The 16,299-nt window shown below is 36.3% G+C and carries 15 protein-coding genes; 10 read left to right on the top strand and 5 right to left on the bottom strand.

The genetic code is table 11. The features are described 5' to 3' along the window. The first annotated feature begins 378 nt into the window (after nt 1-378). The 3 genes from arr to HF876_RS09015 all read left to right on the top strand — a co-directional run bounded on the left by arr (nt 379) and on the right by HF876_RS09015 (nt 2,439). Nucleotides 379-1,128, top strand: coding sequence for an NAD(+)--rifampin ADP-ribosyltransferase (gene arr / locus HF876_RS09025; protein WP_169359736.1), 750 nt, complete (start codon nt 379-381; stop codon nt 1,126-1,128). 234 nt (nt 1,129-1,362) lie between these two features. After that, on the top strand, nt 1,363-1,950 hold the full coding sequence (plsY, locus tag HF876_RS09020) for a glycerol-3-phosphate 1-O-acyltransferase PlsY (RefSeq protein WP_169359735.1): 588 nt from the start codon (nt 1,363-1,365) through the stop codon (nt 1,948-1,950). A gap of 48 nt (nt 1,951-1,998) precedes the next feature. Next, on the top strand, nt 1,999-2,439 hold the full coding sequence (locus HF876_RS09015; RefSeq protein ID WP_169359734.1) for a hypothetical protein: 441 nt from the start codon (nt 1,999-2,001) through the stop codon (nt 2,437-2,439). Between the two features lie 212 nt (nt 2,440-2,651). Here HF876_RS09015 and HF876_RS09010 read toward each other — a convergent pair whose 3' ends face one another. Then, complete coding sequence (locus HF876_RS09010; protein WP_169359733.1) at nt 2,652-3,428, bottom strand: enoyl-CoA hydratase-related protein; 777 nt, start codon at nt 3,426-3,428, stop codon at nt 2,652-2,654. Nucleotides 3,429-3,578: 150 nt separating this feature from the next. On the opposite strand from HF876_RS09010, the gene HF876_RS09005 reads away from it, so the two are divergent. Beyond that, complete coding sequence (locus tag HF876_RS09005) at nt 3,579-4,811, top strand: EAL and HDOD domain-containing protein (RefSeq protein WP_169359732.1); 1,233 nt, start codon at nt 3,579-3,581, stop codon at nt 4,809-4,811. A 122-nt stretch (nt 4,812-4,933) separates the two neighbouring features. Continuing rightward, nucleotides 4,934-5,287 (top strand): YhjD family protein, encoded by a 354-nt coding sequence (locus HF876_RS09000; protein WP_169359731.1) that lies wholly within the window; start codon nt 4,934-4,936, stop codon nt 5,285-5,287. Here the strand turns inward: HF876_RS09000 and HF876_RS08995 are convergent, their stop codons facing one another. Then, on the bottom strand, nt 5,288-5,797 hold the full coding sequence (locus tag HF876_RS08995; RefSeq protein WP_251555870.1) for a competence protein ComK: 510 nt from the start codon (nt 5,795-5,797) through the stop codon (nt 5,288-5,290). 213 nt (nt 5,798-6,010) lie between these two features. Between HF876_RS08995 and HF876_RS08990 the strand changes: the two genes are divergently transcribed. The 4 genes from HF876_RS08990 (at nt 6,011) to HF876_RS08975 (ending at nt 12,830) form a co-directional block, all read left to right on the top strand. After that, a complete protein-coding gene (locus HF876_RS08990) occupies nt 6,011-6,241 on the top strand; it encodes an IDEAL domain-containing protein (RefSeq protein ID WP_169359730.1) in 231 nt (76 codons plus the stop codon). Nucleotides 6,242-6,747: 506 nt separating this feature from the next. Continuing rightward, complete coding sequence (gene uvrB / locus HF876_RS08985) at nt 6,748-8,730, top strand: excinuclease ABC subunit UvrB (protein WP_169359729.1); 1,983 nt, start codon at nt 6,748-6,750, stop codon at nt 8,728-8,730. Between the two features lie 6 nt (nt 8,731-8,736). Next, the gene (gene uvrA / locus HF876_RS08980; RefSeq protein WP_169359728.1) at nt 8,737-11,607 is read left to right on the top strand and encodes an excinuclease ABC subunit UvrA; all 2,871 of its coding nucleotides are present in this window, start codon (nt 8,737-8,739) and stop codon (nt 11,605-11,607) included. A 101-nt stretch (nt 11,608-11,708) separates the two neighbouring features. Beyond that, nucleotides 11,709-12,830 carry a DUF4097 family beta strand repeat-containing protein gene (locus HF876_RS08975; RefSeq protein WP_169359727.1) on the top strand — a complete coding sequence of 374 codons (1,122 nt, stop codon included), beginning with the start codon at nt 11,709-11,711 and terminating at the stop codon, nt 12,828-12,830. Nucleotides 12,831-12,894: 64 nt separating this feature from the next. Here the strand turns inward: HF876_RS08975 and catA are convergent, their stop codons facing one another. The 3 genes from catA to HF876_RS08960 all read right to left on the bottom strand — a co-directional run bounded on the left by catA (nt 12,895) and on the right by HF876_RS08960 (nt 15,229). Continuing rightward, complete coding sequence (gene catA / locus HF876_RS08970) at nt 12,895-13,545, bottom strand: type A chloramphenicol O-acetyltransferase (RefSeq protein ID WP_169359726.1); 651 nt, start codon at nt 13,543-13,545, stop codon at nt 12,895-12,897. Between the two features lie 561 nt (nt 13,546-14,106). Beyond that, entirely contained in the window at nt 14,107-14,484 is a 378-nt protein-coding gene (locus HF876_RS08965; RefSeq protein ID WP_169359725.1) for a peptidylprolyl isomerase, read from the bottom strand. 181 nt (nt 14,485-14,665) lie between these two features. After that, on the bottom strand, nt 14,666-15,229 hold the full coding sequence (locus tag HF876_RS08960; protein WP_169359724.1) for an N-acetylmuramoyl-L-alanine amidase: 564 nt from the start codon (nt 15,227-15,229) through the stop codon (nt 14,666-14,668). A 117-nt stretch (nt 15,230-15,346) separates the two neighbouring features. Here HF876_RS08960 and hprK point away from each other — a divergent pair, with 117 nt between their 5' ends. Next, a complete protein-coding gene (gene hprK / locus HF876_RS08955) occupies nt 15,347-16,276 on the top strand; it encodes an HPr(Ser) kinase/phosphatase (protein ID WP_169359723.1) in 930 nt (309 codons plus the stop codon). Nucleotides 16,277-16,299: the final 23 nt, after the last annotated feature.

Raw genomic sequence — 16,299 nt, 5'->3', positions numbered from 1 at the left:
TGAGACAATTTAAAAGTAATAGGTACCCTTTTTTCTTATTGAACTAACGGTTTAGTTTAGTTGAATAAGAAAATTTGGTAAAAGTACTATATTTTTATATGAGAATGTTATAAGAAAGGGATTTAAAGTGGCTATTTATTTCAATAAATAATTACGGAAAATTAAAAGACACTCACTTACACGATTCTGAATTTCAAAATATATTGGTTAATTACAGTAAAAATGAAATAGAAATAAGTCTAAGAACAGCGACGAATCAAGACACAGGTTCAAAGGAAATTAAGTTGTTTTTTAATAAGAAGATATGGTCGTTTAAATAAGAGTTTTGGAGAAATGTATTTCAAAAATGTTATTTCATTAATTGGGAGGTAAGATTAGATGAGTATAAAATTTGATCAAAATAACGTCGTTATTAAACTCTGTATGAATGGAATGAACATGGAAGATGGGGGAAATGTTGAAGGTGCAATCACCATGTTTCATCAAGCATGGCACGAAGCAAATGACGACTATGAAAGGTTTATTGCAGCATATCATTTGGCTCGTAAACAAAAGAGTATTACAGGGAAATTGAAATGGATGGAAACCTCTTTACAGTGTGCACTAAATATAAATGATGATAATGTTAAGAGTGCATATTCAACGTTATATTTAAACATTGCCAAATGCTATGAGGAGTTGTGTGATTTTGATAATGCAAAAAGAAATTATGAATTGTCAAACTCATCTAACGGTACACCTTCTGATGAAGGACCATTTTATCATGGGACAAAGGCAGATTTACAGGTTGGTGATTTGCTGATAGCGGGTGGAGATTCAAATTACAAACCTGGGCTTAAAATGAACCACATTTATTTCACTGCTAATGCCAATGGTGCAGGACTTGCAGCAGCATTAGCAAAAGGAGAAGGAAGAGAACGGGTTTATAAAATAGAACCAACAGGTCAATTTGAAAACGACCCAAATGTTACTGACAAAAAGTTCCCGGGTAACTTAACACGATCTTATCGTTCTCAAGAACCTTTAAGAATTATTGGCGAAGAAACTGAGTGGGCGAAACTGACAACAACGGAGCTAAGTGAATGGCGCAAAAATTTAGCCAAGAACAAGGGGGAAATTATTAACTGAACATATTTCAAATGGCATAAAATAGTTAATTTGTTTCCAATTATCTATATTCCGTAATATGGACTTTAGTAAGATAAAAGAACCAAATAAAAATGAACTTGGAAAATATCCAGCTCATTTTATATGTATTTTAAGTCCACCTTTAGCATTAACATAGCCGAAAGGTTTGAAGGAAAAAGTATACAACAAAGAGAAATACTTAAATAACAAACTGAGTGGGGAGATAACATTACTTTGAACATTTTAACTCTGATTTTAAGTTATTTAATCGGTTCCATTTCATTTGCTTTAATCGTCGGTAAAATATTATATAAGAAAGATATTCGTGATTATGGTAGTGGTAATCTTGGTGCAACTAATGCTTACAGAGTTTTAGGCATTAAAGCAGGAGTAATTGTTGCAATTGCTGATATATTAAAAGGCACACTTGCTTGTTTTCTTCCCCTAATACTAAGTTCTACTATTAATCCAATTGTATGTGGCTTATTAGCTATATTAGGTCACGTATTTTCTGTGTTTGCTAGTTTTAAAGGTGGAAAAGCTGTTGCGACAGCAACTGGAGTTTTTTTATTTTTGACCCCTTTAGGTGTTTTTGTTGGTTTTCTTGTGTTTGTGCTAACTTTGGTATTAACAAAGTATGTATCACTAAGTTCAATGTTAGCTTGTATAGCTTTATTTGTTTACAGTCTAATATTTGAAGATAAAGTTATCATAGGACTTTCTCTATTAATAAGCGTATCGATCATCATTCTTCATCGACAAAATATAAAAAGAATTCTAGATGGATCAGAAAACAGGATAGTAGCGCCACAGGATAGTTGAAGAAAGATGTTTTACTTATGTAGACATTAGTAAATGGGGTGGGATTGGATGAAGAATAATTTATTTATCAACATTAATTTAACAGAAAGTAATGTTGATTTCCAAAGTTATAATTACTGGTTTTCTTTAATTGATTATTTCATAACATCTGCAAATTTTATAGAATTCCATGTGTGGAATGAAGAAGTTGAAACAATTGAAGAATTAAGTTTGAAAACTAATCTTGAAAAAATTGATTTGCACCCTATGAAAATGGTCTGTTTTCAAGGGGATATAAACAAAAAAATAATTAATTTCATTTTACAAGAGAGTTTAAGTCAGAATGGAGAAATAAAATGGTTTTCACTTTTTTTGAAATATAATGGTAATTGTTTCTTTGAATCATCACATTGGGGCTCTGAAATTAATATAGAAAATCCTTCTGAAAAAGAAATTATAATGTTTAAAAATTTTATGCCAAAGAATGCAATCTTTCATCATTTCAAGTAAAACTATTTAATGAGCGTTCGGTAATAGCGCTCGATTGCGGAATGAGTACACGAACGAGGTACGTAAGCCAAAAATAATATCAAAGTAAAATGAGCGAGGAGAAAATATCCTAGCTCATGTTTATGTGTATTATAAGTCACCTTTAGCATTAACATAGCTAAGGTTAAAAAGGAGGATGGTCGTGAACTATTCACAACATCCTCCTTTTGAAATTATTTCCCCTTAAAAACAGGTTTTCTTTTTTCACTAAATGCATTCAAGGCTTCTACTCGATCCTCTGTCGGAATCGTAATTTCATACGCCTTACGTTCAATTTGCAATCCAGTTTGCAAGTCCACATTCATCCCTTGTTTGACAGCAAACTTGGCTTGTTGAAGTGCAATTGGTCCGTTCGCTAACATACGTGCTGCGAAGCTTTCCGTTTCTTGCTTTAATGTTTCTCGACTCGCAATTTTAGTTAAAAGTCCATACGTAAAGGCTTCATGAGCCGTCAATCGTTTAGCAGTTAAGATTAACTCTAAAGCTTTGGATTCCCCAATGAGGCGAGGTAAACGTTGTGTACCTCCTGCGCCCGGGATAATTGCGAGGCTTGTTTCAGTTAGTCCCAATTGTATATCGTCTGCTGCAATACGGAAATCACATGCAAGCGCTAGCTCTGTCCCTCCGCCAAACGCATAACCATTTAACATGGCAATCGTTGGCTGAGGTAAGCTTTCGACTAAAGAGAATACTTCACCTATTTTATATATATTACGTTTAACTCTTTGTTCAGTTAACGTTCGGCGTTCTTTCAAATCTGCTCCAACACTAAACGATTTTTCACCAGATCCAGTAAAGATTACTACTCTAATGTCCGGATTGATACGGATCGATTCTGCAATTTCTCCTAATTCACATAACATTTCATAGTTGAAAGCGTTCAAAGCTGTAGGTCGGTTTAATGTGACAATTCCAATATTCCCCTGTTGTTCATAAGTAATAGTTTCCATTACATCTCCCCCTAATACGCTAAAATTCTTCACTATTAAACATATCATTTTATGATAATCCTGTCATCAAAGGAAAAAATAGGTCGTTTTTCATCCTTATCTTTGATACAATAGTATCAATTACATTTCTTAAGAACATGAGGAAATTAAATGGAGATTTTTATTGCAAGGCAGCCAATTTTTAATATGAACGAGTCATTATATGGATATGAATTGCTTTATAGGAATAATGAAGACAATTCTTTCCCTGACGTGGATGCGGATATGGCAACGATTGATGTGCTGACACATTCATTTCTGACCATAGGAATAAATGAAATTGCAGGCGATAAGCTATGCTTTATTAATTTCACTGAAAACCTTCTGGATAAAGCGGTACTAAGAAAGTTCCCATCTAACAGGATAGTAGTAGAGATACTAGAAAATATTACGATAACTCCCCGTCTTATTAAACAAATTAGACAAATAAAAGCAATGGGCTTTCTTCTTGCATTGGATGATTTTGTTTTAAAACAAAATGTTGACTATTATGATGAACTGTTTAGCTTAGTTAGCTTTATTAAGATAGATTTTCTTGCCACTACAGTGGAAGAGAGAAAATCGGTCGAGAAAATTGTCCAAACCAACTATCCCAACATTGTACTGCTAGCTGAAAAGGTTGAAACACGAGAAGATTTTTACGAAGCTAAATCTGCTGGCTATAAATTGTTCCAAGGCTACTTCTTTGCTAAGCCTGAAATTATCAAGGCCACTGATATACCTGCTAACGTAGTGCAATACATTAGACTGATCAATCTTTTACGCAAGGAAGAAGCTTCTATGGATGAAATTGCGTTAGAAATAGAGAGAGACGTTTCCTTGACCTTTAAAGTGTTAAAAATGGTCAATTCTCCAGTTGCTCGACCACGTTCCAAGGTTCGCTCGATTAAACAGGGTGTTTTAATGTTAGGGCTGGAGGAGATTAATCATTGGCTTCATGTCTTGTTACTGCGAGAGGTACATCAAAACTACAAAGGGGATGGACTAGCTATTGTAGAAGCATCCTTATTTAGAGCTAAATTTTGTGAGCTACTTGCTAAACAGAAAAACCTGACAAATTCCTCTGAATATTTATTAGTAGGCATGTTCTCTCTAATGGACACCATCTTACATAAGAAGATGGATCAGCTAGTTAAAGAGTTACCTCTTTCTGATGATGTAGCGGCTACTTTGGTTGGGTCCAGCACAGAGATGAAGCCTTTCTTAGATTTAACCATTGCCTATGATGAGGTTCGTTGGAACGATATGCTCGAAGGAGCTAATAATCTAGAAATTGATTTTCCAAGTCTTAATAATTTTTATAAGGAAGCTCGTAAGTGGGCAACTGACATAGTGTCTCAATAATGTAACTGCCATTCTTCGGATTGGCAGTTTTTTGATTGAAGTTCTTTTCTTTCCATTGCATTTTCTTTTAAAAGTTGTAAAATATAAGAACAAATGTTCTTTTAAAAGAAAGGTGAATGAAGATGCCCTTAATACCAGAAGAGGCAATTCCATATTTCGAAAAAATGATTTATCTTCCCATGGTATTTACCATCTTGGAAAAGGATCGAACCATTATTGAAAAAGCCCCATTCAAATTAAACAGACCTTATTTGACTCTCGTAGAAGGAGCAGCAAAGCAAGTTCAAAAAGAGCTAAAAGACACACATGTCTACATGAGAAGGCATAGTATGAAAGTGATTAGAGGAGAAGGAGATGATATGTTCACAGAGTACGTGTTTTTTCATGGAGGGTACGAGGAGCACCGTCGTTATCTGAACGTCCGTCTTCGTAACCGCGTAGAAGAACTGCTTTCTATGTACTTAACCATTACCTAATCAGTTGCGAATGTTTTTACGCATAGATGCTTGTCTAGAGGTGGCATATCCGTTGTTTAAAAGATGGCTCATTCGTTTCAGGAATTGGGTGCTTAATATGTTGGCATACGCCACTTGACGATTCATAGTGTTAGGCGAAACAGGAACATCAATGGTATCCCCATTAGAAAGAACAACGGTAGATCCCTTTTTATTTGGGTAAAAAGTTTCGATGGCCTGATAGGAAAACCATATATTTAAATCTGATTTTGGAGAAAGAACAGGAATCCATATACAAGGTGATCCAAAGTCATGAGCTAGTATGATTGGTAGCTTAAAATAGTTGCCAATCGTTTCTCGGGAAAGGTTTACTGCGTGTTGAAAGGAAGAACCGTAGAAGGAGCAGGAATAACGAACGATTTCGTATGGCTTTTTACTTACCATGGAGGTTTCACCAGAAAAATTAGTAACTTTCGTGTAAACTTTGTTATTTACTACAGAAGGTTGAAGTAACGCGGTCTCGAAGGAGATAAGATGGGATTTATTTTCAATTTTATTAGTCAGAAAATTTCACTCCTTAGTATATTATAATTTAAATTATAGTTAATTTTGGAAATAAATCAAGCTAATGTATCTAAAAATTAAAAAATACTTCTATTTACTGTATAATCTAAATTTTCTCAAAATGATTGCAACTAGCCTTAAGCTTTTATATAATATAAAAAAGGCATCGGGGTGATTGAAATGGACAAACAATATTCATATACAGATTTTATGAAAGCAATGGGACAAACAGGGAAAGAAAGCTCTGCAGAAAAGTTGTTAAACGAGATTTATCTTGATATGTTTTTAAATGTTGTCCACCGGGAGCAGAGAAGTTTTCGGCTAATGGGTTTAATTGACGAGGCATTGGATCGCAAGGATAAAGAAGCATTTAACGAGTACACGAACGTGTTACTTCATCTGAAAAATTAAGTTGCTAATGGGCCGGGAATTCGTGAGGAATTAATAGTTAATATATGTTGAGGATGGGGCTGAGATAAACTAATCATGCCCTCAAAAAGTGAGATTGCGATATGCAATCTCACTTTTTGCATTTAATTTGGGTAAATGTCTTTCAAAACAGTAGTTCGGAGCTAAGGCGGCGAACTTAGTAAAAACAACGGCTATGAAGAAAATATAAAAATAAAGCAGTTCAAATTTTACAATGATTGAAATTTGAACTGCTTTTAGTTTTGATAAAAAGTCTATTCTTTTAATGTTAAAAAACTAACATTCTTATATTTTTGCAAGATAAAATGTAGCTTTTTCTGTAAAAGAGGGTAGTAATAGATAGGAAGAGATTTTTACCACTAAATCGTTGATACGACAAAGGTTGAACCTACTCTGAAAATTTATTTTAAAAACGTATGTTCGTTTTAATAGTGTTAGAAAAATGATTATGTTAAACTAAATTTAATAAGAATACGGGAGGCATACATATGGAACAAATTTTTGATTTACAATCTCCGTATGAGCCAGCAGGGGATCAAATAGAAGCAATAAAAGAGCTAGTAAAAGGAGTAAATGAGGGCAAAAAGCATCAAACATTACTAGGGGCCACAGGTACTGGTAAAACCTTTACTATTTCAAACGTAATCCAACAAATCAATAAACCAACCCTTGTCATGGCCCATAACAAGACACTTGCAGGGCAGCTATATAGTGAGTTCAAGGAATTCTTTCCTAACAATGCAGTAGAATACTTTGTCAGCTATTATGACTACTTTCAACCAGAGGCATATGTGCCACAAACGGATACGTATATAGAAAAAGATTCTAGCATTAATGAAGAAATTGATAAATTACGACATTCTGCTACTTCTTCATTATTTGAACGTAAGGATGTCATTATTATCGCTTCTGTTTCCTGTATTTATGGACTCGGAAATCCAGAGGAATATAAAGAAATGGTCGTGTCACTAAGAGTTGGCATGGAAATCGATCGAAACCAACTGTTAAGAAAGCTAGTGGATGTGCAATATGAACGAAACGATATTAATTTTACTCGTGGAACATTTCGAGTTCGTGGAGATGTAGTGGAAATTTTCCCTGCCTCTCGTGATGAGAGATGTCTAAGGGTAGAATTTTTTGGTGATGAAATAGATCGAATTCGAGAAGTGGATGCGTTAACAGGAGAAATATTGGGTGAACGAGATCATGTAGCTATTTTCCCAGCATCCCACTTCGTAACACGAGAAGAAAAGATGAAAATTGCGATAAACAATATCCGTCAGGAACTAGAGGAGCAGCTTACTATTCTTCGAAGTGAGGATAAATTGTTAGAAGCTCAAAGACTCGAGCAGCGAACGAATTATGATTTAGAAATGATGGAGGAAATGGGCTTCTGTTCAGGGATCGAAAACTACTCGCGCCACTTGACGTTAAGAGAAGCGGGAGCAACCCCTTATACATTATTAGATTATTTTCCGAAGGATTTCTTACTGGTAGTAGATGAAAGCCACGTTTCATTACCACAGGTTAGAGGAATGTTTAATGGAGACCAGGCGCGGAAATCTGTGCTAGTAAATCATGGTTTCCGGTTACCTTCTGCATTAGATAACCGTCCGCTCACTTTCCAGGAATTTGAGGGGCATGTGAACCAGGCTATTTATGTATCCGCAACTCCGGGACCATACGAATTAGAGCATACACCAGAAATGGTCGAGCAGATTATCCGACCTACGGGATTATTAGATCCTATTATTACAGTGAAGCCGATTGAAGGACAAATAGATGATTTAATAAATGAAATATATGAACGATCTGCTAAGAATGAACGAGTCTTAATAACAACCTTAACAAAGAAAATGTCCGAGGATTTAACGGATTACTTAAAGGAAATAGGTATAAAAGTACAATATCTGCACTCAGAGATAAAAACATTAGAGCGAATTGAGATTATTCGAGAGCTTCGTTTAGGAACGTATGATGTCCTGATAGGAATTAACCTATTGCGAGAAGGATTAGACTTACCAGAGGTTTCACTGGTCGCTATTTTGGATGCGGATAAAGAAGGCTTCCTGCGTTCAGAGCGTTCATTAATACAAACTATTGGGCGAGCTGCCCGAAACTCTAACGGTGAAGTTATTATGTATGCCGATAAAATGACAGACTCTATGACAAAGGCCATTAGTGAAACGCAGCGTCGTCGTACCATTCAAATGGAATATAACGAAAAGCATGGCATCACACCTAAAACGATTGAGAAGAAAATTAGAGAAGTAATACGAGCCTCTCAAGTGGCAGAAGACGAAGAAAGCTATGTACAGCAATTAACTAGCGGAAAAGTCTTAACCAAGGAAGAAAAGGGTAAACTATTAGACAAACTCGAAAAAGAGATGAAAGATGCTGCAAAAGCGCTTAACTTTGAACGAGCTGCTGAATTACGTGACGCAATTCTAGAGCTCAAGCTGGAAGGATGATGATTGGTGAAAAACCAAGAAATTAATATTCAAGGTGCTCGAACAAATAATTTAAAAGATATAAGTATTAAAATACCAAGAGATAAGCTTGTCGTCATGACAGGTTTATCTGGTTCTGGTAAGTCATCATTAGCTTTTGATACGATCTATGCGGAAGGGCAAAGACGTTATGTCGAATCCTTATCAGCCTATGCAAGACAATTTCTTGGCCAAATGGATAAGCCAGATGTGGATTCTATAGAGGGTCTGTCTCCTGCTATTTCAATCGATCAAAAAACAACAAGTAAGAATCCAAGATCTACTGTCGCAACAGTTACGGAAATTTACGATTATATGCGATTACTATATGCTCGTGTCGGTAAGCCGATTTGTCCAAAACATGGGATAGAGATTTCCTCCCAAACAATCGAGCAAATGGTTGATAGACTCATTGAATATCCGGAAAGAACAAAAATGCAAATTCTTGCCCCGATTGTTTCTGGACGCAAAGGGACACATGTGAAATTGCTTGAGGACATGAAAAAGCAAGGATACGTACGTGTTCGCATTAATGGGGATTTAATAGACTTAGATGACGATATAACTTTAGACAAAAATAAGAAGCATAATATTGAAGTAGTTATCGATCGAATTGTAATAAAAGAAGGGATAGCTGCACGAATAAGCGATTCCTTAGAATCCGCATTGAGACTTGGAGATGGACGAGTTTTAATAGATGTAATGGAGCAAGAGGAGCTGCTGTTTAGCGAGCATCATGCATGTCCAATTTGTGGTTTTTCGATTGGTGAGCTAGAGCCAAGAATGTTTTCATTCAACAGTCCGTTTGGGGCATGTAACGATTGTGATGGATTAGGTGTCAAATTAGAGGTTGACCCGGATATAGTCGTTCCAGATAAAAGCTTAACTTTAGAAGAAGGCGCCATTGTCGCATGGCAGCCAACTAGCTCTCAATATTATCCGAAGCTACTAGAGGCAGTGTGCAAGCATTACAAAATAAAAATGAATGTACCAGTCGAAAAGTTACCAATTGATCAATGGAACAAAATTATGTACGGTTCGGGTAAGGACAAAATTCGTTTCCGTTACCAAAACGAATACGGCCAAATGAGAGATAATCTAATTCAATTTGAAGGCGTGCTTGCAAATATAGAAAGACGTTATAGAGATACATCTTCCAACTACACGCGTGAACAAATGGAAAAGTATATGGCAGAGCATGACTGTCCTACTTGTAAGGGGTATCGTTTAAAAGAAGAAACAATGGCCGTAAAAGTGGATTCTATGCATATCGGGCAAGTATCTGAGTTTTCCATCGAAGAAGCATATAAGTTCTTTAAGGAATTAAAGCTATCAGAGAAGGATATGCAAATAGCTCGACTAGTTTTAAGAGAAATTGATGAACGTCTGAGCTTCCTTGATAATGTAGGGTTAAATTACCTGACGCTTAATCGCGCATCTGGAACATTATCTGGGGGTGAGGCTCAACGCATTCGATTAGCAACTCAAATAGGCTCAAGGCTTACGGGTGTACTTTATATTCTGGATGAGCCTTCTATTGGTCTCCACCAAAGGGACAATGATCGCTTAGTTGCAACACTCAAGGATATGAGAGATATAGGAAATACGTTAATCGTAGTTGAGCACGATGAGGACACGATGATGGCTGCAGACTATTTAATCGATGTGGGACCAGGTGCTGGTGTCCACGGTGGAGAAATTGTTGCAGCTGGAACTCCAGAGGAAGTAATGAAAGATAGTAATTCACTAACTGGTCAATACTTAAGTGGTAAAAAGTATATTCCGCTACCTATTGAACGAAGAAAGCCAGATGGTCGTTATATCAAGATTAAAGGTGCTACGGAAAATAACCTGAAGAATGTGAGTGTCGATATCCCGTTAGGAGTATTTACAGCAGTCACAGGGGTATCCGGATCAGGAAAAAGTACACTGGTGAATGAGATTCTTTATAAATCATTGGCACATCAAATTAATCGAGCTAGAACGAAGCCAGGTGCACATAAAACAATAGAAGGAATTGAAATGCTTGATAAGGTAATTGAAATCGATCAGTCTCCTATTGGACGCACTCCTCGTTCTAATCCTGCAACTTATACAGGGGTATTTGACGATATAAGAGATCTCTTTGCCTCAACAAACGAGGCGAAAATTCGAGGATATAAAAAGGGGCGCTTTAGCTTCAATATAAAAGGCGGACGTTGTGAAGCCTGTCGCGGAGACGGTATTATCAAAATAGAGATGCACTTTTTACCAGATGTCTACGTGCCTTGTGAGGTTTGTCATGGAAAACGATACAACCGGGAAACACTTGAAGTATTGTATAAAGGAAAAAGTATTGCAGACATTTTGAAGATGACGGTTGAGGATGCTTTAGCATTCTTTGAAAACCATCCAAAAATAAGTCGCAAGATCCAAACGATCTTTGATGTAGGTTTGGGATACATGGAGCTGGGACAACCAGCTACTACTCTTTCAGGTGGAGAAGCACAACGAGTGAAGCTAGCATCAGAGCTGCATAAGCGTTCTAATGGTAAGTCATTTTATATTCTAGACGAACCAACTACTGGATTACATGTAGATGATATAGCGAGACTGCTTGGCGTGTTACAGCGCTTAGTTGAAAATGGAGACACAGTTTTAGTGATTGAGCATAACCTAGATGTGATTAAGACGGCAGATCACTTAATCGATTTGGGGCCTGAGGGTGGAGACAAGGGCGGAACCATTTTAGCAACAGGGACACCCGAGAAAATTGCAGAAGCAAAAGGGTCTTATACTGGAAACTATTTAAAGCCTATTTTAGAGCGAGATCGTAAAAGAATGGAAGAAGGCATTAATAAAGCAACAACAAAAAGTTAAAGCCTAAAGAAACGTAAGTGAAACCTTTTGGCTCACAGAACGTATAACTAGTAGGAAGATATTTGTAATATACTTTTAAATTTATGAGGAGGCCTTTAACTATGCAAGAAGAGCGTAAACGTATTTTGGATATGGTTGAAAACGGCACGATTACTGCACAGGAAGCACTGGCACTTTTAGAAGAGCTAGGTAAGCAAGCAACAATTGTAACTCCCCAAGTAAATACTCAAAAGTTTGAAGAAGAGAAAAAAACAGAGCAAGTCAAACAAGGTAGCGCAGATTTTATCGAGGACTTAAAACGTGATTTTACAATGGTAGGAGATCGTTTTATGCAGTTCATGCAAGGGACTGTAGACAAAATGAAGGATTTCGAGTTTGAAATGAAATTCAATGATCCTGTTACTTTTGAAGAGAAGTTTGTAAAACAAGATGTGCAATTTGACGATATCTCGATTAACCTTACAAATGGTAAAGTGAACATCTTTCCATCGGAGGAGCCATTTGCTCATGCTACGGTGAAAGTCAAATCCTTTAAGAACTCTACAGAGGAAGAGGCAAGAAAGAGATTCCAAGAAGAGTTTATATTTACTACTGAAGGAAACAAGCTACGCGTTTATAGCGATATGAAAACTATTTCCGTACAAGTAGCTTTGTTTGTTCCAGAAAAAGAGTATAACCATATTTCTGCTCGTTTGTTTAACGGTGATTTTGTAGCACAAAATCTAGAGGCTAATACATTCAAGATTAAAACAACAAATGGTAAGGTTGAATTAGAAAACAGTAAGTTCCATCGTGCAGATATAGAAACAGTAAATGGCTCTGTTCAGCTTCAACATGTCGAAGGTGATACTGTAGAAGTAGAAACAATGAATGGCCGCATTTATGTAGATGGTAAACTGAAGGAAATTGAAGGTTCATCCGTTAGTGGACATGTTATTTTAACAACGAAAGACAAAGAGGCTCGTAAAATTGAAGGGACAGCTGTAGCTGGCACGGTAGAAATCTATGTGCCTAAAGATATTTCCTTAAAAGGTGAGACTACTACTCAGCTAGGTCGTATCGATGTACAGCTTACAGATGTAACTCAAATAAACCAGTCAGAGCAAGTGCTCAATAAACGTGTTGCTTTCACAAAGGTTGTTGACTCTGAAAAAGAGCCGTTAAGAATATATGGAGACGCTAAAACAGGATCCGTAGTAGTAAGATATACAACAGAAGCATAAAAAAGAAAGACCAAATCGATTAGGATTTGGTCTTTTTTAATGGATTCATTTTTACTATTAATCTTTAAGGCAGCCAATCATGACAATTATTAGCTAATTTCTGTAACTCCTCAAAAAATAGACTTGCGTGGTATCCATCACAAACTGCATGATGAATTTGTAGGGTAATAGGCAACAATGTTTGACCGTTCTGGTGAAAATATTTTCCACCTGTAATTATAGGTAATAAATAGTCGTTGTCATTATTCATATTAAGGTTAAAACCAGTAAAAGAAACCCATGGAATACTTGATATATTAAAATTGTTTGTTGGTACATTATCTTTTGATTCCAGTTTCTTAACATTCGTATATTGCTGTATATCCTCTTGGCAGCTCTTATAAAAGGCACTAAATTCATTAGAAAACACAGTCCATATGCTTGAGAATGTCTTGCTATCCTGATGGAAAATTGTATAACTTGGAATCATTTCATTCCAGTATCCCAAGATTCCCTCCTCATTAAAGCTAAATCTAAATTCTTTATGCGAATTTACTGTACGGGTGACCATGTAAATAAATGCGGGATATAATTTAAATCCCTTATTCTGAAGCTGTGTTAGCAATGCTGTGATGTTAATATTTGTTGTTATGCTAAAAGTACATTGTTGACTAATAAAATGATCAAAGTATTCTTTTCTCTCCCAATTCTCTCTATCAATTATATTAAATTTCATTTGATTAACCTCCTATACAATGTGTGTTTTTTAGAAGGTTAATTGGTCTGCCTTCGCCAACACCCTCACCTCTTAAGGAAAATTAACTAAAGATATTCTTTCACTAAACTACAGGAAATTAATCCTTTTAGGGTTAAAGTCACGAATATATGAGACAACTTTCAAAGCACAGATTTTCTACTGGGAAGCTCTATATCAAGTAACATTAGTCCAATAATAACTTTAGGAACCGCAATATTATTTAGTGCTTCTTATAACCTTAAAGGACAGGCTCGATAATATAAACGACACAACTATTAGCACCGGAGTTACAACAAAGATGGTTAATAGATCGGTTTGAACATTCCAAGGCACAAAAGCATTCCAAAATAAGCCCATAAGTCTCCAAAGTGTGGTGAAAATAAATATGGTAAATACAAAATAGATAATCTTTGCTATTACATGATTCAACTTATCTAACCCCCCTTTGTTAAGAATGATTACTATAATAGGAATTCAAAATACAGGGATTAATAGCTGAACACCCTAAATGGCATGGATAAACTAAAATAAATATTCGATTTAGTCAATTGTTGCATTATCAAAAGGTATTGATTCACCATTCAATGTAACATCTAACACATCATGCTTCGGGTCTGATGTAAAATAATAGGTATGCTGCTTAACAACATCATCCAGATTAGTTACATTGAACTTTATAGTGACAGTATCTCCCTTTGTTTCTAAGTCTGACTTAACATTTCCGCTTGAATGAAAAATAATATATTTACCCTCTGCATCATTGGTGATGGATTGAAGGGTTAAGCTGGAGTCGACTAAGTCTTGCACATGACTCGGAACACGCTCAATTTCACTAAAGTTCAATTTGGATGAACTACAAGCAGCTAAAACCAAACTGGCTAAAATTCCTAATACAAATAGTTTCTTCAAACCTTTCACTCCCTCTGTCTTTTAATTATATACGACCTAAGTAAATATAGGTTCCATGTATAGATAAATTTTCCATATGCTCAATTGCTAATCTCTATTGTTAGAAACCAATTAACAATAAGTAGAAATTTTAAAAAGCATTACTGAGTTGCACTTAGGCTGAACAAAAAAGAGGTATAGGGAGCACCCCCTATACCTCTTCTAATTGAAACTTTTTAACCCAAAGTTTTATGCCTGTTGCAATTCCAGTAGCACATTTTAAACGGTAATCATCCGTTTGTAGTAGCCTTGCTTCCTCTTGGTTAGTCATGAATCCGCATTCCACTAGAACAGCTGGCATGTTCGTATCTCGTAAAACAGCTAGATCCTTCTTTTTAACCCCTCGATCTTTCCTTTCAACAGCGGTGCAGAGAGATTCCTGAATATGCTTGGCAAGTATGACAGAATCGGAAGAAGGCTTTGTGTAAGTGAAGGTTTCTATACCATTAACATCGTTCCAGTTTGAACCATAAGCATTAGCATGGATGGAGATAAAGGCTTGCACTTTTAATTTGTTGGCAAGGGTGGTTCGTTCGCGTAAAGGCACATCTTTTTCGTCAGAATGACTAAAAATTACTATTATTCCGAAGCGATCTAGCTCCTTCTTTATTAATCTCGTGACTGTGCTGTTAAACTCATATTCCTTCATCTTTCCATCTGGCGTTCTTTTTCCTGCGGTGTTAGGGCCATGACCTGCATCTAAAATAATCTTCATTAAACTTCCTCCTTTTAATTAATAAATAGGTAGAGAAAAGATAAATGGATACTAATTAAATGTTTATTCATGCTAAAATAAGAACTAAGTTTATCAGAGGTTAAAGGAGTGGGAAATGTGTCTCATGTGACGAGTAAAGATATACAAGAGAAATTTAATTTGTCCTTAGTTAGCGGACAAGAGGGTATTGGACGACACATTTCTATCAGTGATATTTCAAGACCTGGTATCGAAATGGCTGGTTACTTTATGCACTATCCTTCCGATCGAATTCAGCTATTGGGGAAAACAGAGGTTTCTTTTTTTGAATTACTAAAGCCGAAAGAGAGAACAGATCGGATGACGAAGCTTTGTGCACAGGACACACCAGTTATTATTGTTGCCCATGGCATGGAAGTTCCTAATGAGCTAATTATAGCATCTAATGAGAAATCAGTCCCTGTTCTTACTACTAGTATGCCGACCACTAGATTCTCAAGCTTGCTGACAAATTATTTGGAGAGTATGCTAGCTCCGACTACTGCCGTTCATGGAGTATTGGTTGATATTTACGGAGTAGGTGTACTGATCACAGGAAAAAGTGGTGTAGGTAAGAGTGAAACGGCACTTGAACTAGTGAAGAGGGGCCACCGATTAGTAGCCGATGATTGCGTGGAAATTAGGCAGGAGGGCGAGGACACTTTAGTAGGAAGTGCTCCAAAATTAATAGAGCATCTTTTGGAAATTCGTGGATTAGGTATAATAGATATTATGACGTTGTTTGGCGCTAGTGCCATTCGCAGCTATAAGCGAATTACGCTTGTGATTGAGCTAGAAATCTGGGATGAAAAGAAAAGCTATGACAGACTAGGTCTCGAGGAAGAGAAGATGGAGATTATCAACACCGCAGTGACTAAACTCACAGTGCCAGTCCGTCCTGGGCGAAACTTGGCAGTTATCATCGAGGTTGCAGCTATGAATCACCGATTGAAAAGAATGGGTGTAAATGCAGCGGAGGATTTTGCAAAGCGGCTAGATGATGTAATAAGCCAAAATGGAGAATTTTAAATGATGTACATAGTGGAAAGGAG

It is taken from the genome of Psychrobacillus sp. BL-248-WT-3, assembly GCF_012843435.1.
Lineage (GTDB): Bacteria > Bacillota > Bacilli > Bacillales_A > Planococcaceae > Psychrobacillus.
This window is presented reverse-complemented; position numbering and strand designations above follow the sequence as displayed.